Annotated in this window: 18 protein-coding genes and 2 tRNA genes; 13 read left to right on the top strand and 7 right to left on the bottom strand. The window is 38.8% G+C overall.

Features of this window, described 5'->3' with window-relative positions; all coding sequences use genetic code 11:
* The first annotated feature begins 14 nt into the window (after positions 1-14).
* Positions 15-428, top strand: coding sequence for a CopG family ribbon-helix-helix protein (locus QXS89_03150; protein ID MEM3831175.1), 414 nt, complete (start codon positions 15-17; stop codon positions 426-428).
* Here the strand turns inward: QXS89_03150 and QXS89_03145 are convergent.
* The gene (locus QXS89_03145; protein ID MEM3831174.1) at positions 417-2,585 is read right to left on the bottom strand and encodes a DEAD/DEAH box helicase; all 2,169 of its coding nucleotides are present in this window, start codon (positions 2,583-2,585) and stop codon (positions 417-419) included. The genes QXS89_03150 and QXS89_03145 overlap by 12 nt on opposite strands.
* 76 nt (positions 2,586-2,661) lie before the next feature.
* On the opposite strand from QXS89_03145, the gene rpiA reads away from it, so the two are divergent.
* The 7 genes from rpiA to QXS89_03110 all read left to right on the top strand — a co-directional run bounded on the left by rpiA (position 2,662) and on the right by QXS89_03110 (position 10,094).
* Entirely contained in the window at positions 2,662-3,384 is a 723-nt protein-coding gene (rpiA, locus tag QXS89_03140; GenBank protein ID MEM3831173.1) for a ribose 5-phosphate isomerase A, read from the top strand.
* A 78-nt stretch (positions 3,385-3,462) separates the two neighbouring features.
* A complete protein-coding gene (locus QXS89_03135) occupies positions 3,463-4,392 on the top strand; it encodes a MoxR family ATPase (GenBank protein ID MEM3831172.1) in 930 nt (309 codons plus the stop codon).
* Between the two features lie 63 nt (positions 4,393-4,455).
* Positions 4,456-5,661, top strand: a complete 1,206-nt coding sequence (locus QXS89_03130; GenBank protein MEM3831171.1) for a DUF4129 domain-containing protein — start codon at positions 4,456-4,458, stop codon at positions 5,659-5,661.
* Positions 5,645-6,775, top strand: coding sequence for a hypothetical protein (locus QXS89_03125; GenBank protein ID MEM3831170.1), 1,131 nt, complete (start codon positions 5,645-5,647; stop codon positions 6,773-6,775). The genes QXS89_03130 and QXS89_03125 overlap by 17 nt, the downstream gene beginning before the upstream one ends.
* Positions 6,765-7,031, top strand: coding sequence for a hypothetical protein (locus QXS89_03120; GenBank protein ID MEM3831169.1), 267 nt, complete (start codon positions 6,765-6,767; stop codon positions 7,029-7,031). The genes QXS89_03125 and QXS89_03120 overlap by 11 nt, the downstream gene beginning before the upstream one ends.
* Before the next feature lie 5 nt (positions 7,032-7,036).
* A complete protein-coding gene (locus QXS89_03115) occupies positions 7,037-8,728 on the top strand; it encodes a hypothetical protein (protein ID MEM3831168.1) in 1,692 nt (563 codons plus the stop codon).
* Positions 8,729-8,846: 118 nt separating this feature from the next.
* Complete coding sequence (locus QXS89_03110; GenBank protein ID MEM3831167.1) at positions 8,847-10,094, top strand: DUF58 domain-containing protein; 1,248 nt, start codon at positions 8,847-8,849, stop codon at positions 10,092-10,094.
* Between the two features lie 38 nt (positions 10,095-10,132).
* Here QXS89_03110 and QXS89_03105 read toward each other — a convergent pair whose 3' ends face one another.
* Positions 10,133-10,618: a hypothetical protein gene (locus tag QXS89_03105; protein MEM3831166.1), complete on the bottom strand. Its 486-nt coding sequence runs from the start codon at positions 10,616-10,618 to the stop codon at positions 10,133-10,135.
* 67 nt (positions 10,619-10,685) lie between these two features.
* Here QXS89_03105 and QXS89_03100 point away from each other — a divergent pair, with 67 nt between their 5' ends.
* From QXS89_03100 to QXS89_03090, 3 genes are all read left to right on the top strand, one after another.
* Positions 10,686-11,315: a class II aldolase/adducin family protein gene (locus tag QXS89_03100; protein MEM3831165.1), complete on the top strand. Its 630-nt coding sequence runs from the start codon at positions 10,686-10,688 to the stop codon at positions 11,313-11,315.
* Between the two features lie 168 nt (positions 11,316-11,483).
* Positions 11,484-12,311, top strand: coding sequence for a class I fructose-bisphosphate aldolase (fba, locus tag QXS89_03095; GenBank protein ID MEM3831164.1), 828 nt, complete (start codon positions 11,484-11,486; stop codon positions 12,309-12,311).
* Positions 12,312-12,339: 28 nt separating this feature from the next.
* Positions 12,340-13,266, top strand: coding sequence for a carbohydrate kinase family protein (locus QXS89_03090; GenBank protein MEM3831163.1), 927 nt, complete (start codon positions 12,340-12,342; stop codon positions 13,264-13,266).
* Between the two features lie 169 nt (positions 13,267-13,435).
* On the opposite strand, the gene QXS89_03085 is transcribed toward QXS89_03090, so the two are convergent.
* Positions 13,436-13,510, bottom strand: a tRNA-Arg gene (locus tag QXS89_03085).
* Between the two features lie 50 nt (positions 13,511-13,560).
* Here QXS89_03085 and QXS89_03080 point away from each other — a divergent pair.
* Positions 13,561-14,004: a hypothetical protein gene (locus QXS89_03080; protein ID MEM3831162.1), complete on the top strand. Its 444-nt coding sequence runs from the start codon at positions 13,561-13,563 to the stop codon at positions 14,002-14,004.
* Positions 14,005-14,010: 6 nt separating this feature from the next.
* Positions 14,011-14,745, top strand: a complete 735-nt coding sequence (locus tag QXS89_03075; GenBank protein MEM3831161.1) for a TrmJ/YjtD family RNA methyltransferase — start codon at positions 14,011-14,013, stop codon at positions 14,743-14,745.
* Between the two features lie 9 nt (positions 14,746-14,754).
* Here QXS89_03075 and QXS89_03070 read toward each other — a convergent pair.
* From QXS89_03070 to QXS89_03055, 4 genes are all read right to left on the bottom strand, one after another.
* A tRNA-Gly gene (locus QXS89_03070) sits at positions 14,755-14,830 on the bottom strand.
* A 73-nt stretch (positions 14,831-14,903) separates the two neighbouring features.
* Positions 14,904-16,991 (bottom strand): V-type ATPase 116kDa subunit family protein, encoded by a 2,088-nt coding sequence (locus QXS89_03065; protein ID MEM3831160.1) that lies wholly within the window; start codon positions 16,989-16,991, stop codon positions 14,904-14,906.
* A 504-nt stretch (positions 16,992-17,495) separates the two neighbouring features.
* Positions 17,496-18,281 (bottom strand): ABC transporter permease, encoded by a 786-nt coding sequence (locus QXS89_03060; GenBank protein MEM3831159.1) that lies wholly within the window; start codon positions 18,279-18,281, stop codon positions 17,496-17,498.
* Positions 18,278-19,084, bottom strand: coding sequence for a hypothetical protein (locus QXS89_03055; protein MEM3831158.1), 807 nt, complete (start codon positions 19,082-19,084; stop codon positions 18,278-18,280). The genes QXS89_03060 and QXS89_03055 overlap by 4 nt, the downstream gene beginning before the upstream one ends.
* Positions 19,085-19,115 lie beyond the last annotated feature (31 nt).

The raw sequence follows: 19,115 nt of genomic DNA, 5'->3' as shown, positions 1-19,115 counted from the left end.
AAAAGGTGTAGCCATTGGATAAAGTAGTTAAAATAGGAGTTTCAATACCTTCAGGCTTATACCAAGAGTTTATGAAGATCATAAAAGAAAGAGGTTTTAGAAATAGATCTGCAGGAGTTCAAGAAGCTATAAGAATCTTCGTATCACAATACAAAGAATCTTATGATAAGAATGCTAGCGCGATCGGTATTATAGCTATATATTATAATCATGAGATTCACGAGATAGATGAAAAACTCATTGATCTACAACATGAGTATCTTGATATAGTGATCTCAATGCAACATATACATGTATCTAAAAATTATTGTGTACAGATCATCGCAGTCAAGGGAGTTATAAAAAAGATTGAGGATCTTTTGAGAGATCTTAGCAGTCTAAGAATCTCATACTTAAAATATATTATACTGCCTCTTCTAGAAACCTGATCTAGTGCAGAAAGCAGCATCAGAGATCTGTTCGCAGAGTTCTCTTACGACGCCTCTGTTAATGCTTTCTATGGATAGTATCTGGTCGAGTGATAACATCTTAAGATCCTTAATACTTCTCACACCAGCTTTATAAAGAGCTCTAGCTCTAACTCTTCCTATACCTCTTAGTGTTACTAGTTCTAATAACTCTTCTCTCACACCAGCCTCAAGCCTTCTTGATATCACACTCATTCTTCTCATGTGTTCCGTCATTCTCTTTTCCTCGAAAACCTTTGAGAGAGCGTATGCTATCCATGTAGCTGTCTCAACTGCAACCCTTAGATCTCCTAGAGGTAGGCCGGTTTCACTCATAATCTTATCTTCATCTTCTTCTTCGATCCATCTCTGAAGAGCTTCAGCATAGAGATATCCTGTGATATACATTTCTTCATCAAGATCATCTGGTATCGGAGGAGCCTCTCCTCTCTCGATCTTCTCAGAGAGTCTTTCTAGAACTTCTTTTCTTTTGATTCTCCTACTAATGCTTCTCTGAAAATCTGGTGTTAAAGTGATCACATGGAGATAATATAGATCCTCTGGAGTTCTATCCTCAACTTCTGAGATCAGCTCTAGAGCTCTTATTGCTGTGAGAGGATCTATGTATAAGCTAGATATAAGCTCTCCAAGTCTTGAAACATGGATCCTATCTTCTTTTACTCTTACTACTCCAAAATCTTCTAAAGTTCTTAATATCCTCTTAAAAGTATTCCTCCAAAAATCTCTGACCTCTAGACCTCTTATGTTCTTATATGAATAGAAGGTTTTCATAAATACATCTATCAGACCTTCCATTGTTGAGGCGTATCTCGAGGCTAGTAGAGATAGAACATGAATCCTGAGAGATCTCTCGTTATTAAGCATTGAAACAACGTCTTCAGGTTCTGATCTTATGTATCTAACAGCTGTATCAGGATCTAGATCTGCTATAATAACCTCGCCATAAGGATCGTATTGAGGTCTTCCAGCTCTTCCACCCATTTGCTTGTACTCCATCACTGAAATAGGTTCGTAGAAACCTCTTTCATATCTTCGTGTAAATACTATAACTCTTCTAGCAGGTAGATTAACTCCAGCAGCTAGTGTTGGAGTTGCCACAATTATTTTCAGGACACCTTCTCTGAAGCCTTTTTCAATAACCTTCCTAGCCTCCGGCGAGAGTCCTGCGTGGTGGAAAGATACTCCTCTTACAAATAATTTTTTCAGCACTTCTCTTTCATATCTTGATGATACTTTTTGTTCTAATTCTTCTAAGACTATGCTGATATCCTTCCTAGAGATTCTTGTGCTCAGCAGTCCCATCTCGGAAGCTATTCTAGTGGCTAGAGATTCTGTTTCTCTTCTAGATTGTTTGAATATAAGTAGCTGATAGTTTTCTCTGAATGCTTTTGAAACTGAATGACTTACAAGATCTCCTAAAACATCTTCTTCTCTACCATCCACGAATATAATCTTATTCCTTCTCTTATCATAGTAGCCTTCTATTAATGGAACAGGTCTCCAGCTACACTTAACAACCTCAGCATCAATCCATCTTCCGATCTCATCGGGATTTCCTATGGTAGCGCTTAATCCTATGATCTGTTTATCTAGTCTCACGGCTCTCGCTATGATCATCTCAATAACAGGTCCTCTATCTCCATCTCCTATCTCATGGATCTCGTCTATAACGATGGTCTTCACATCTTTAAACCATGAAGGTCTGAGTCTCAATATTGAATCAAGCCTCTCATATGTTGTGACAAGTATATCATATCTCCTAAGCTCTTCGCCAGGACTATCATAATCGCCGGTGCTGATCCCTACACTAGCTCCTATCTCTCTGGCTAGATCTCTCAACTCTTCATACTTCTCTGAAGCCAGCGCTTTAAGAGGTGTAGTATAGATACTTTTAAAACCATTCATGAAGGAGTTCAATAACGATATATATGCTATAAGAGTCTTACCACTAGCCGTGGGTGTTGCTATGATCATATTCCTGCTGCTGAAAAGACCTCTCCTTATAGCTTCAGCCTGCGGAGGTGTTAAATGAGTATACCTACTTCTTATGATACTCCTAATCTTCTCGGGCATCTCAACATCTTCGATGGGAACAGGCTTCTCAGGACACGCTAGCAAGCTACTCTCCTTATACACCAATTGAATGCTATTAACAGTTTGAGGATTTAACCTTATCTCTTATACTAATGATTAGGTGGAAATAATAGTTGGCGAGATCCGGTCCGAGGTTCTTAGAGCTAGGGTCAGAGCTTCTGAAGAGGCTATCAGAATTATAGAGAGTGTGAAAGCAGATATCATAGGTGTGGGTAGTGGTTCGACTATTAAAGTATTTATAGGTATGCTGTCGAGAGAGTTTCTTAGAGAGAAGTGTTTTATCTCTACAAGCTATGACACGACTCTCGCTCTATCTAGTGCAGGTGCTAGATGTATTATAACTGATATGCCTCCGGAGGAGATCGATATAGCTGTTGACAGCGCTGATGAAATAGATCGTCTGGGAAACATGCTTAAAGGTGGTGGAGGAGCTTTATTTAGAGAGAAGATAACTCTTCTAAGTGCTATCAAAAGAATCATAATAGCTGACGAGATGAAGCTGGTAGACAAACTAGGTAGAAGAGGACTCATACCAGTAGAGATAGCACCCTACGCCTATAATTATGTTAGGAAAGCTCTCATGAGAATGTCTCTAGAACTCGTGCCAAGAACCTCTGAAGGAAAGCTTGGACCTCTTATAACTGATAATGGTAATATACTTGCCGATATAGTGATAAAAGGATCTATAGAAGATCCTGTGAGAGTAGATAGTATGATCAGAAGTATTGAGGGAGTTATCACAACCGGAATCTTCCCTTATGCCGACTATGAAATTGTAGTGGGAATGCTTTCTGGAGAGATCATGAGAATACCGAAGAAATAGAAAAGATCATATGTTGAAGAATATTTATCTTGACTTCAATATTCTTAGGAGCGGTATAGAAGAAGAGGGTGTTTAATAATGACTATTCTAAAAAGAATCCTTGACGCAACCTCTGAAATACTCATCGAGAGAGAGTATGAGATCTCTCTTATAGTGTCAACATTGCTATCATCAGGTCACGCACTTATGGAGGGAGTGCCAGGAATTGCTAAAACGCTTACTGCTAAGACTATTGCAAGATTATTCGATCTTAGTTTTAAAAGAATTCAGATGACCCCAGATCTTCTACCTGCAGATATTCTAGGCTCCTACGTATATAATCAGAGAACAGGAGAATTCATTCTAAGAAAGGGACCTATATTTGCTAACATAGTTCTTGTTGATGAGATTAATAGAGGTTCGCCTAGAACCCAGAGTGCTCTTCTAGAGGCTATGCAAGAAAGACAGGTGACGATAGAGGGTGAGACGATACCTCTTGAAGAACCTTTCATGATTATAGCAACTCAGAACCCCATAGAATTTGAAGGAGTCTTCCCACTTCCAGAAGCTCAGGTAGATCGTTTTCTGGTTAAGATCACTACGACATATCCTTCTACAGCTGGTTTTATAAAGATCATGAGCAAGATCGATGAAATTGAGGAGAGGGTGAGAGATATAAAGCCTGTGATAAGTAGAGAGGAATTACTATATCACATGAGGGAAGTTAGAAATGTTAGAGTTGATGAGAGTATATACAAGTATGTTGCAGATATAGTTGAAGCAACACGGAGACATCCCTCAGTGAGGTTAGGAGGATCTCCTAGAGCAGGTATTGCCCTGATCAAGATCGCAAGATCTCTAGCATATATAGATGGTAGAAACTATGTTATACCAGATGATATTAAAAAAGCTGCTAAACCTGTTATGTCTCATAGAATCATACTTAAGAGCGAGTATGAGGTTGAAGGGGTAACACCGGAGGCTATAATAGATCAGATCTTGTCTAAGACACCTGTGCCTAAGCCCTAGAAAACTTCCTTCTCTACAGAGAAATATAATAGGTCTTAGAAGATTAAATATAATAGTGGTTGGATGAAATCATTAGTATACTCTTATAAGCATGTTCAAGCTGTATACAAATATCTGCTTCTAGTAATACTCCTCATTTCTTTACACTCTATAAGATTTTCCCAAGCCCAAGATATATATGATGAGAGACATACAATAGGGTTTCCCAGCGATATCACGTCTTCCTCATATCTGAAGATCCTACCGACAAATTTGACTGAATTTCTAGATCAGTTAAAGGAACTTCAAAATCTCGCTGGAAGTTGTAGTAGCATTGAATGCATCAAAGAAAACTATCGGGGTAATCTAACTTCTATAATTAACAATCTTAAAAGAGCTGAAGTAGCTCCTGAGGATCTATATCCTGGTATAGAGCTTCTTATATCTAGCCAGAATGATAGTAATCTCTATTCATACATAGAGAATCTTGATCTGATCAATCTTCTCAAAATGCTCAATGAAACAGATCCAGATACTTTCATCAGACTTTTCGAGACGACATCCTCTACAATTAATAACATGTATTCTACCGGTAGGATTTCCTCGAGAGAGTATGTAGCGGCCTTAGAGATTTTAAAAAGATTATCCCAGGAGAAGGGTGCATACGAAGTATATAATGAAGTTAATAAGTTGGAGATGAAGATCTTCGCGGATTTCATAAATCAGAGTCTTGCTAAGATAATTTCAAATACTATAGGGTTTACCACGTATGGTGGTGGTGGAAGTTCGGTTAACTCTAGCAGGGAGGAAGTTCTGAGAACCTTACCATATATTCTATCAGATCTGCGTAATACACAGATAATAATACCAAGCCTTCCTTTAATACCTTTAAGCTGGCTGATACCGCTAATATTTCTAGCCTCTTTTGTTATTTTAATCCCGGTATTAGATTTTCTAGGCGTTAACCCACTGGCATTTCTAAAATCTAGATTCTCCAACTCCAGGTTTCCAGATCTAGATTCCCTCTCTAGAAAATCTCTCCCCGTAAGATTATACTGGATGGCTGTAGAGATACTTTCTAGAAAGATTCCTAAGCAGGATAGTGAGACACATAGAGAGTACCTAGAGAAATTTAAGAGAGATAACTACTATAAAGAGATTATAACTCCGCTTGAGAATCTAACAAAAGCATATGAGCTTTCCAGATATGCAGGATTATCAGAAGCCTCGCTCGAGGAGGAGGCCCGGAAGAGTTTTAATGAGTTGAAGAGATTTGAAAGAAGACTCTGATGTATTTAGAATAGCTCTCGCAATTTCTCTGAGAGTAGCTACACTTCTTCTCTCATACCCTATCATACTGAACTCTATAAGAGATCTCGAGACACTGTACACGCTTCTATCTACAGGAAAGATTTCTCTTAGCATCATCTACCTGGTAGGTATTGTGATAAGCTCTCTTATTATAATACCCATGGTTTTCATAATAGTTTTTCTAAGCCCTACTGCGGCGTCTATTATGATTCTTATGATGGTTATTTCTGAAAGGTATGATATGAATCAGATCTTAGTAGGAGTTGTAATTACCGTATCACTGTTAATGCACAGCACTCTAGCTCATACTTATAGAGCTGGAGAATTAAGATTTCTTCATATTCAGAGTAAAGGCTTGATGAGATTCTTAAGAATTCTATTAGCATCAGCTCTAATAATAGTATTCACGCTATTAATACCGGTCTCAGCATCAGCATATATCCTGAGCCTTATAAGTCTAGCAGCAGGTCTTCTCAGAGCATATAACATTTATGAAGCATCCTTGATCGAGTTTATAACCAGAAATCCTGTGGGTATAATGATATTAACCTTCGTATTTCTATCAGCTTTCTCTCTAATAGCTTGGGGGTTCTTCACTATATTATCACTATATATACTAAAGCCTTCGAAAAATCTTTTTAACGAGTTTTTCAGAGATGTATCAGATCTAGATTCTTATTTTAAGATACCTCTTAGCTCTCTAAGGGATTTCTTTGTATCTCTTCTTCTAGCACCATTTGTATACTCACTCATTCTAGGTGTTTTGAATAGATTCTCCGGATTCTATCCAGGAGGTGTCTGGGATTATCTTATGGCTTTTATCTCCTTCATACTCTCATGGATATTGATAAAGATCCTTTTTAACCTGATACTTTCACAAAGCACACCAAATATGAGAGGGTTGGGTCTTGGTGTCATCCTTATAGCTATTATATATATAGTTTCATACGTTGCCTGGGGATGGGATCCTTCTCAAGGTATTCTAAGACTGAAACCTCTCGACGAGTTTATATATTCTACAGTGTATAGATACTATTATCTTCTATACTACCTGATAGAGACATTAGGTGTGGTGATGGGGTTTGTCCCTTAGAAAGATTAGAGTCAGGGTCTCTGATACCACTAGATGGCTCGTGTATGTCTCGGTGGCATCAATACTCATGATCCTATCTATACTTCTTCTAATACTTTCAATAGGTTATATGCAGAGCGGCTTAGTTGCAACATCTCTCTTAACAGCTCTGATAGGTTTTACAATGATGTCAGGAGCTCTCTACATGTTCAAGATCTCTGCGTATGTGTATTCTCTTTCGAAATATAAAGAGGAGGCTTCTGAGAGGAGAGAGTGAGAGTAATGTATGCGAAGAAAAGAGATGGAATGAAACATATGCCTATGATCATGATGGGAACTCTTGCTGCTCTACTCTTTATAGGAGTTGTGGCAGTATTGGAGCAAGGCCCTCCTTCGGTAAGGATCTTTACAGGATCCTCTCCTCTAAACACAGGTCCTTTAGGAACCTCGGATTTCTACATGAAGATCAAAGAGATCTATCCTAGGACTCTTATAGTAACGAATTGGCTGGATCATATTAAGCTCTCTAACTGCGATAAAGCCGTTCTGGTGGTTATTTCGCCTGAGGAAGTATACAGTGATAAAGAGATTTACAATATAAAGGATCTGGCAAGTAAATGTGGTTCATTTAACATATTCATAGCTGATGAGACTGCTAATTCAAGCGCTCTTCTAAGAGCTTTCAATTCGAGTATAGAGATCACAGGATCTATTATTCTAGAAAAACCAGAACCAGGAGATCTTAGAGGATATAAAGTTAGCTTGGGGAATACGAGTGCAGTTGTATTTCCTGTAGAGAGTCTGATTTACCCGAAGGCTTTATTCGATCTAAAACTCTTAGAAGCTGGCGGGAATTCAAGTTATTATAAGTCTTACAATGTAACTCTTGATATAGCTTCATTCATAACATACAATAGAGAATCAGATCATAATATAACAGTAATAGGATACATACCCTCTGGTCTTATAGCTAGTAGTAGCATTATTTCTCCAGAGTATTATGTGGTTCAAGAGTATTCTACTTCAGGGAGAGAGTACTATAGTCTTCTTCGTATTATAAATTCAAGTAGTTCTCTAGCGCAGTATTCTCAATCTAAGACACAATTTGAAATTGAGAATATTTCGTCTCTACCTCTGATATATTTTGCTCCTGTAGGTGTCATAGAAGAGACTAGAGGATCTCGTATACTGGTTGTTAGCGATGGATCTATATTTCTCAATCAGGTTTTCAGGTCGGGTTACAGAGATCTCTATCTTAACTTATCTCTAGATCTCATTAGATATCTATGTGAAAACGATGAGAGATGTGTTATTCTTTTTGATTCTTCGAAGTATTTAGGGTTAGAACCTCTTGAGGCTATTAAAGACCCGAGTCTGGTAAGACTTGTACCCCTCTATCAGTTAATAGCGTTCTTCTTAGCAAGAATTCTCCATCCAGCAACTTGGCTACCTCCTGTCATTTCATGGTTTAACAATTTCATACTAGACCTCCTGAGAACGTTCTTTGTAAGACCTATGCTGATACTGCTACTGGTTTTGATCTTCTCAATCCCCTGGCTTAGAAGGGAAGAGATGTATAGGGATAAGCCTTTTAGAGAGGTAGATTATAAAGACATACTTCAGTTTAGCGAGCTCGTTGAGAGAATTAAGCGTGGCAGGCATAGGTTTGGCAGAGATGATTTTATTGAGCTCTATAATTTTATCAACAACCTAATGAAATCGTATGTAAACATGGATCTATTAGATCCAGTTCTTCCAAGTCATATCTCCAGCAGGTTCGGAATCGATCAGGAAAGAGTTAGAATGTATCAGGAGTTCATGAACAAATACTATAGGATAGCAACGAGAAAAGGTTTAGGAAGCTTTCTAAAGCCTTTTTGGTGGAGTAGGATTGTGAAGAAAGCCGCTCTAGAGAGTTATAAGTTGATCAAGGATATGGGAGAAGGTTTAGAGAAAAAGATCTCGGAGGTCTGAGATCATATACGTTGCTGGAGATATAATACTTTCTAAACCTACAATTAGATTCTCCATATATCTCTTCGCATCATTATCTATTCTAGTCTACGGCATTATAAGAACTGTGAGTAGCTTCATGCTTTTAGGTTCTGCAATGCTTCTAATATCTATCACTTTAAGAGGTTATCTAGAAGTCTCTATAGCAATGCTTACAAGGGCTAGAGTTTCGAGAGAGATTTTTGGAGAGATTGAAGGTGATGACATAAGGATCGTATATAGAATCGAAAATAGAAGTATGATTCCAATATTATTTCTAGAGCTTCAAATAGATCATTCTAAGTATATTAAGAGGAAAAGCATTGGTAGAGCTCTTGCAGTGGTTTTACCTAGAGATACGCTGATCTTTGAAGCGGTATTTGAGGGAAGAATTGGAAGACATAGGATCGGCCCTCTTAAGGCTGTTTTGAGAGATCCTCTAGGCTTATATAGATCCTCTGAAATCGTATTGGACAAAGCATTTTATTTAGAGATCTATCCCAGAATTCACAGAACCACTCTTAGAAGGATTTACAGCTATGCGAGAAACATAGGTTATATAAGAGCCAGGCAGAGTGGCGAAGGTGTTGAGATGAGATCTGTGAGAGAGTATAGACCTGGAGATGATATAAGAAGAATCGTATGGAAGAAGTATGCTAGATTTGGAAGACTTATAGTAAAAGAATTAGAAAGAGAGTCATCTCTGAAGGTAATCTATATATTATTATGCTCGCCAGAAATGTTCAAAGGAATATATAGGGCAACACCTTATGAGCATACAGCAAGAGTCATAGGAACTCTTTCTAGGTATCTAGCATACAGATCTGATCACCAAGCTATTATACTAGCACTACCTTACATGGTGTATAGTTCGGGAGGTTTTAGGAAGGGATTTAAAAGCTACATAGATATAGCTAAGATAATATCCAGCGTCGATTTTGAAGAGGTTCTAAATGAAGAGGCTGGCTCAGGTTATAAGACTTCTCTCGATATAATTACTAGAAGGATTGAGCTTCAGATATCTAAGATAGCTGGCAGAGAAAGAAGCCTGATATTGCTGTTTACAGATCCTTTAACCGCTGAGAGAGCTGAATTAACAAGATTATTAGATACCCTAAGAGCGGGTGGTCATAAGCTTCTTATTTTAATGCCAATCAGATCTTTATATGATATAAAGGCTTTAAAAAGTGAAGCAACACTTATATACAGAATAAAAATAGCTTCAGAATTAGAGAGAGAGAAGAATATTATGAAGATCATGAGATCTAAGGGTTTGAATCCTATCGCTATAACTCCAGATCAGATGATATATCATATAATAGAAAAGATCGAGTTGTACAGATACTAGATTCCTCAAGATCTGGAAAATCTTTTGAGATACAGGGATCATATTTCTTCGCGTTCTATCTTCCTAAAAGAATGTTTCGAAGCTTTATAATATGTTACATCTCCATACATGTCGACCACTGCAATCACAGGTATAAAACCTTTCTTCATAGAACTTTCAATCCAATCGAGTATTATAGATATTGGTATGAAGACATTCTCCTCGGTCACGTAGATCTGATATTTCTTTCCTTCTCTTTCTAATATAAGATCTCTATCTCCAAAACCTCTTCTAGCGATTCTACCTCTTTTATGTAGATCATATAATACTGTGAAGAGAAGCCACCATTCTCTCTTGCTGGAATAAATCATCACAAGATCTTTAAGTTCTAGAACTCTGTTACTCTCATCGAGCACTATAGCTCTCTCTTCTTGAAGAAGATATGCCACTTCAAGAGGTTCTATTGCTTCTCCTTCTCTGTATCTCTCAGATCCTTTTTCTACTACGAATACACCATTATTATATCTTATCTCTATTCTACTCATCCTGCCCATATATGTTATAAGCGGATAGTCTTATAAGATATCTCTACAAGTATTATCAGGTGTTCACATGCTCGATCTAGATATTAGAAGAGAGATTGTGAGTGTGATGAGAAGGATGTATATGAGAGCACTTATAACAAGTATGAGTGGTAATGTGAGCAGAAGAGCTAATGATAGGAGAAGATTCTGGATAACTCCGTCGGGTGCTGATAAATACCTTCTAGATCCTGAGGATCTCTCACTAGTAGATATAGAGAGCGGGGAGAGAGTAGCTGGTTTACAACCATCTTCAGAATATAGAATGCATCTAGAGATATATAGAAGTATAGATGATGCTGAAGCTATAGTGCATGCGCACCCTCCCTACATGATAGCACTAGCACACGCTCTTAAGGAGGAAACCCTGCGAAGGATTGTTGAGGAGTATTCTAGAGATCTTTATGAAGTAAAGTATTACATAGGAGGAAGAGTAGCTATTCTAGGAAGACTTGAGCCCGGAACTGAAGAGCTTGCCAGATCGGTGGCAGAAGCTCTATACAGAGAAAAAACTTCAATAGCGATCTTAAAAGATCATGGTGTCGTAGCTTTTGATAAAAACCTTTATAAAGCTCTTAATAAGGTAGAGGTGGTAGAGGATTTATCGAGAATTATTTTGCACTCGATTCTCGCAACATCAAGCTTAAATAAGATTTTATAATATTTAGAGGCGTATTTCTCCTCTAGCAAAAGCTTATTCTCTCCTAACTCCTCTAGCTTCTCTCTATCAAGTATTCAGATCGGGTTTTCTTCGAGTTTAAAAAGAAACCTAAGAGGTTAGAGAAAGAGTATACTTAATATAGCCAGACTACATATTATGATGGTGTGTATGGTGAGCGGAGGAGCATATAACGGTATTGGTAAGCGAATAAGATTGAATAGGATCCTCAAGAATGGTAGAGCTCTTATATTTGCCTTTGATCATGGCGTGGAGCATGGTCCTAGTGACTTTCCTGAGGATAGAGTTGATCCTCGTTCTGTTATTAGAATGGTAGTTGAAGGAGGTGTTGATGCTATAATGACTACTCTTGGTATAGCTTCCATGACCTACGAGATCTGGGGTGGGAGGATTCCTATTATAATAAAGCTTACCGGGAAGACTAGCTTAAGACCTGAGCCTCAGAGACTTCTTCAGAGTGTTTTTGGATTTGTAAGAGATGCCATCGCTATAGGTGCTGACGCTGTTGCTGCGACAGTGTACTGGGGTAGCGAGTACGAGGATCTGATGCTTGAAAGATGGTTCAGCATAAGACTCACCGCTGAAAGATATGGAGTTCCTGCTCTTCAGCTGGCTTATCCAAGAGGATCTGCGATTAAAAACCCGTATGATCCTGAGATTGTAAAATACGGTGTGAGAGCTGCCATAGAGAGTGGCGCGGATCTTATTAAGACTTATTACACAGGTTCTGAAGAGAGTTTTAGAGAAGTTGTTAGAATAGCTTCTGGAACACCGATTCTTATGAGTGGTGGGAGGACTAGAGATAATCCTGTAGACTTCCTTAGAGATGTAAAATCTGTGATGAATGCTGGAGCTAATGGTGCTGTAGTTGGAAGAAACATATTTCAGCATAAGAATCCTATTTCCATGGTTAGAGCTCTGAGAATGATAATACATGAGGGTAAGGAGGTAGAAGAAGTAGCAAGACTTGTTGAATAAAGATCTGAGAACGAGGTAGAATTGCGAGATGACTTCAGAGAAGATTTTTGATGTTGTCACGGTGGGGCATGCGCTAGTTGACATAAGAATCAGAGTTAATTCATTTCCACAACCAGATCAGGAGAGTACAGTGTTGGAACAGAGATGGAGTGCCGGAGGTTCTGCTGTGAATGTTGCTATCGGTGTTAAAAGGCTTGGTCTTAGGAGCAGTATCATAGCCAAGGTTGGTTTTGATAATTTTGGTAGGATCATAGTAGACGAACTTCTGAGAGAAGGTGTTGATACTAGAGGGCTTAGAGTTTCATGGGATAGAACGGGATTTACAATTGTAGCTATAAACTCATCAGGCGAGATAGTCATGTATGGATTTAAAGGAGCTGCGGAAGAGTTAGAACCCGAGGATCTCGATGAAGAAGTTATAAGTAGATCCAAATATATGCATATAGCGAGTCTGAGGATAGATACATCTCTTAAAGCTATGTCTCTAGCCAGGAAATATGATGTTAAAATCTCATGGGATCCTGGAAGAGTTCTCGCTAGAAGAGGTTTAGAAGAGCTTAGAAGAATCCTTGAGAATACTGATATAATCATGCTCACGAGCGCTGAGGCTTATTATATTACGGGTGAAAGAGATTATGAGAGAGCAGCCGAGATCCTAAGATCCATAGGACCTCAGATCGTGGTGATAAAACTAGGAGCTGAGGGTGTATATGCTGTATACAAAGATCTTAGAGAACGAGTGCCTGCGTTTAGAGTCGATAAAGTGGTAGACACCACGGGAGCTGGAGATGCTTTTGCATCAGGATTTCTAACAGCACTAATAAGAGGATTTGATCTGAAGAGAGCCTTATTATATGCAAATGCTACTGCGGCATTAAAAATAAGAAAACTGGGATCCTATGAGGTTCCCAGCCATAATGAGGTTCTAAACATATTGACTACAATATCTTCCTAGCTAAAGTCTTGTAAATATATAAACATTTAAAATCCGCGAATTTTATTCACTGAGAGATGATACACTACACAGCCATGGATCTATTCTCTCTCGAGCATTGTATTCAAATCGAAAAATTAGATCTCAGAAAACAATGTGAGAGAGTGCTAGAGTGTTAGGTAGAAGACCACGGGCCCGCCGGGATTTGAACCCGGGACCTCCGGCTCCGCAGGCCGACGCCCTATCCTGGCTGGGCTACGGGCCCTTCAATATCCTTAATATTTTTAGAAATATTTACTTTAGTGGTTGCATGCTTTGAAGCTTCTAAGACTTCCTCCTAGGATTAAAGTTTTGGAGGCTTTAGGAGCTATAGCTGATGAGAGAATTAAGGTTCTTGACGAATTTAATGCTGAGGTTATAAGCTCTGAAGGTGATCGTGTTTACAAGGTCTTTGCAGATCTCTCTAGAGGTATTGTTGATAGTAGCGATAATGGAACTACGTATAGAGGTTATGTAGGGTATCCTATAATATCGTTTTTAATGATTAAAGGTGTTCTACCATATGATGAGAGACTTGCTAAAGCTTTGAAGAATATAAAATGGAGAGAGCTTAATGAGAGATTTAAAAACTATTCAGCTGTTGAGGAGATCGTGTATCTAGAAGCTGAGAGGAGAGGAGTTGCAAGAAGAGATCTTGAAATATTTGTATCCCATGTCATGGATGTTCTTAAGAACCTGAAGCTCTATAGAAGAAGTTGAGACCCGATGATTAGTAAGAAGATCAGGGTAGTGCTAGTAGGAGTAGAAGGATCTATAAACTTAGGATTTGTAGCGAGGCTTTGTAAGAATTTTGGAGTTGAAGAGCTATACCTAGTCAAACCAGAGGCTTCCATAGGTGAAGAAGCACTTAGATATGCTGTAAAAGGTGCTGAGGTGCTAGCTAAGGCTGTTGTCGTAGATGATCTCAAGAAAGCATTCGAAGGAGTCGAACTAGTTGCATGTACATCTTCCATAGTACCCTTAGATAGAGATCTCTTAAGACAGCCGATAGAACTTAAAAGATTTGTAGAGCTGATCAAAGGATACGAATCTATAGCTCTGGTTTTCGGTAGAGAGAGCACAGGACTTACAAGAGAAGAATTAGCTGAATGCGATCTATATGTTCACATAGCAGCAGATAGAGAATATCCAGTTCTAAATCTTTCTCATGCTGTTGCAATAGCACTTTACGAGATACACTCAGCTTATGCTGGAGAATCAAGTATAAAGAATCTTGAAACTCCAAGCCCGGAAGATTTCAGGCTTGCTGAAAAATACTTATCAGAGATAACGGATCTGATCTTCAAAAATAGGATGAGGTCTGAAGAAGTTAAAACAACCTTGAGAAGAATCTTACGTAAATCAGATCTTACAAAAACCGAGATAAACATACTCATAAAGATCCTGAGCAAGATAAGTGCCCTGATAAAGAAAATACCTGGAGAGATCGGAGAGAAGTAACCGAATAAATGCGGCGGCCGGGATTCGAACCCGGGATCTCCGGCGTGGCAGGCCGGCGTCCTGGACCAGGCTAGACTACCGCCGCCCATTTAAGTTGTGTGTGAAGTCTAAAATATTTTTATCTCGTGTTTTCCAAATCTCTTATCTGATTCTCTAGCCTAGCTGATTTCAATTCTATAAATAACCGGTGTGAATGGATTGTAAGGTCTTCCAAGACCTCTGTAGAATTTGCTGAACATCTCGTATAGATGTAGTCGTAAGGTGTGTGCAAATGCTATCACTGCTTCAAGTGTCATTGCAATTAGATTTCCTACAGAATACATAGCCCAGGCTGCGATCTGATCTGATATGCTAGGGCTTTGGAAAAGCGATAGAGCTGGAACGTAAAATGATACTACTACTGCTATATGTGCTAGTGCGATACCCATGATCCTCATATAGCTCATTGTATTCCCTATAACCATTATAATAGTGTCAAAGACCTCGAGAAAACCTGAGCCTATTTTCTTCAGACCACTTTTCAGATCGTGTTTAATGCTCTCTACAATAGATTCTCCGAAGATAATCCATAGAAGAGATATATTGAGAACCCATTTCATGATCTCTATGATCTGAGGATGCTTATAGCTCTCTGAAACTCCTAGAACTCCTGTGAGTTGTCCAAGGCTCATATGGTAATAGAACCCTCCAACATCACCTAGATTATTAGAAATGAATGATGGGATCATTATACTTGTGAATATAAGCAGTCTGGGCAGGGCAAGAGCTAACACATAATCTGTCTCTCTATTGATCACGCCATTTAGAAACCCCAAGAGAGAGCTTACAAAGAGTGTTATAACAGCTATCCTAACCGATAGAAGGATGAAAGAATATAGAGCTTCGGTAAGACCTGCCTCAGGCTTGTATATAGGGAGATTCAGAGGAGGGCTTAAATGAAGCTCCTCGTAAAATCCTTCAATGTACTTGGACACGGGTGTTGCAGGACCGAAGAACTCTCCTGCCAAGAACCCTGTTATTATTGATGCAGTTCCCAGGTACACTAGAAGAAGTCCTAGATCTTCTAATCCATGTCTCTTAAAAAATCTTATAATGATGATCCCCGCAATTAATATGGCAAGACCATGCCCTATATCTGGAAACATGAGTCCGAATATTATAGGGAAAGTAATAGATGCCAAGAAAACTGGTATGATCTCGTTGTATGAAGGAGTTCCATATAGATCTGGTATCATTCTAAAGGGTTTTAGAAGATCAGGTATTCTATATGATGTAGGAGGCTCTTCCTCTAGTCTGTCAAGTCTGCTTATTTCGCGGAATTCTAGTAGAACTCTGTTCTCGCCTTCTCTTAAAACCTTATCCGATACTCTCTTCCTCATGCTATGAGGTACAAAGCCTTCTATTACTACATATGATGATGTGAAATATGAGTGAGCGAGAATTCTCAGCATATCTCTTAATATTACAAGCTCTTGATAAGTCTCTCTAAACAGAGAACCTATAGATGTAAACCTTCTCTTAGCTTCATCTTTGATACCATACATAAAATTCTTCATATTCTCAAACTCTCTATAAGCCTCTTCATAGGCTCTAGCGAGATTGCTCGGAAGACCTTCTTTTAATTCGAAAACTCTAGCTCTATGACTTCTGATGATCTCTCCTACAGCTCCCTCGCTTTCCGCTGGATATATGAGCAGACAAATCTCTTCTCTGGCGTCTCTAGAGAGAGAGCACATAAAAGCATGTGCTGGGATTCTTCTGTTTATCTCTTCTCTGAAGGTATCTAATCTTTCTACTCCTATTATAAGAATCTTCATTCTGAGAAAGACTCCTAAGATAAGTCTTGAGAGATCCACGTCTAGATCTCTCAGATTCTCTAGATAGCTTAAAAGATTCTGATACTCGGAGATCTTAGCTTCATACTCACGATATCTATCTAGCAACTCCCCAAACTCTCGATCTATGATCTTAAGCTTTTCTCTCACACTCTCGAGAGATCTACTCAAAGAATCCGGCCTAGGTTGCAATCTTTCATGAGGTTCTTTATCAACTCTCGCACCGATCATACCGAGATACTGGTCCATTCTCATTATAGCCTCTTCTATTAGAACAAGTTCTCTTCTAGATCTCTCAGCTAGAACTCCTCTCCCAGGCTTTGAAGTAACCTGAAAAACCCCGCTCTCAATAAGTGCTAGAGCTACCTCCTCCACATAGTCCGCTGGTGCTAGGATCTTTAGTTCACTCATTTTATCCGGCATGAACAACTATAAACGCCCTCAGAAGCTTTTCCTTAGGATTCTAATTGTGATAGCTATTAAACTTAAACACCTTTAGCAACTGTTTCAGGTTTCATACAGGTTTGTATTACCTGATGCTATTCTTCTGATATGATCGGTGTGTAGACTTTTCTTCCGTGGATGGGTGGGAGTCTTGGTGTACCGCATCTTATAATGCTGTATCTGGTTAAGCAGAATATATGAAAAACATTATCAACCTCTCTCCACAACTCTAGATGTGATGAGCTACCCGGTGAGGAATTGAAAACCATAGAAATGAGAAGACTCTCTCCAAGGATGACACTACTCAAGATATGAGGATTTAAGAATACCCCTAAACACCCCTAAGAGTGGTGCAATCCAAAGACCTATGCAAGGGAAAGAAATGAAGCAATGAAAACAACCAATATAAACCTATAAGAGCTGAACCCCTTCATGATATCTGATCTTGGGTTTTTACTTGGGAGAAAGTTGCTAGAGAATCTTCTGAAGATCTCTTCTGATGATATATGATATAAAACCTGAGATCACTAGAGATATTGATAGTATTATAGAGTTAACAGCATTAATCTCTGGAGATACCCCACCTCTACCCACCATAGACCATATAAGCACGGGAAGTGTTTTAAAACCAGGCCCACTCGTAAATAGAGTTTTAATAAGATCGTCGAAGGAGAGTGCGAACGTGAGTAGCATTGCTGAGAGTAGGGCTGGATATGTTAGAGGCAGTATAATTTTTAATAGGATCATCCTGTCACCAGCACCTAGTATTCTTGCTGAATCTATGATCTCTCTAGGGATCATCTCAATCCTAGATCTTATCACCATGAAAGCGTAGGCTATATTAAAGGTGAGATGACCTGCTAGAACTGTTATGAAGCCCATCTCAACTCCTAACCTTATATAGAGTAATGCTAGGGTGAAAGCTTCTATCACTTCTGGAATCACTATAGGAATGTATATGGAAGTCTCTATAAAGCTTCTAGGCCTTCTATGGATATACGCGTAGCCAACGATCATTCCAGTCATTGTAGATATTACTGCCGCTGAGAGCGCTAGTCTGATAGAATTCTCAGCAGCAGATATTACATCTCTATTACTGAGTGCTCTCATATACCATTCGAGAGTTGGATTACTTAGATCTATAGAAAATCTCTTGGAAGAGAAAGATCCTAGTATGCTCACTAGTATCGGAGTATAGATAAAAATAAGATAGAGAATTATAATAGATAAAGCTATATATCTCATCCCTATCTTCATATGGTAAAACCTCCTGCACCACCTCTTCTAACAATGAGCACTAAAAGAGCTAGTGTGAGTATTAAATAAAGCATTGAAAGTAGAGATGCGTCAGAAAGCCTGTGGAAAGAAAACGTGAGCTGATAGATCCACTGTCCTACCATATAGTTTGAAGCTCCCATAAGAATCTGAGGAACCACAACTTCTCCTACAACTCCTGCGAAGACTAGGAAGAACGCAGAAGTGATTCCCGGAGAACTTATTGGAAGTATAACTCTAAAAAGAGTGTACAGAGCACCTGCTCCGAGACTTCTAGAGGTTTCTATATGAGTTCTATCGATTCTCTCCATAGACAAGAATATTGGTATTATAGCCAGTGGAGAATAGTTGTAGATAAGACCTATATATAGAGATGTCTCTGTATAGAGTATTCTCGTTCCAGCTATACTCTCGAGAACCAGGATTAAGTATGCTAGGGCATATATCTTGAGAAGACTGCCAACCCAGTAAGGTGCTAAAATAAGTACTATAAACATATTTTTCTCAAGAGGTTTCGTGTAGAAGGAGAGTAAATATGATATGGGGATTGCTATAAGAAGACATAGGGCCGATGATATAAGAGCTATTAAAACAGATCTTACCAGTATGGGGAGAGAGTTCGCTATTATACCAGTATTTACACCGCCGCCCAGAAGTATCTCTCCTACAGATACTGCAAGCGGTATGTATAGAAAGATCAGCATGTAGAGAAATACTATGAGAAGCACTATACTAAGAGGATCCCTTAACACTTGCAGTAGTTTGTATCCTATGAAAGACTTCATATCATATTACTCTCTATGAAGAAGATCTTCT

The sequence above is a fragment of the Sulfolobales archaeon genome (genome assembly GCA_038881635.1).
Classification (GTDB): domain Archaea; phylum Thermoproteota; class Thermoprotei_A; order Sulfolobales; family AG1; genus WYEN01.
The sequence above is the reverse complement of the archived record's forward strand: the minus strand, read 5'-3'. Positions and strand labels throughout refer to the sequence as shown.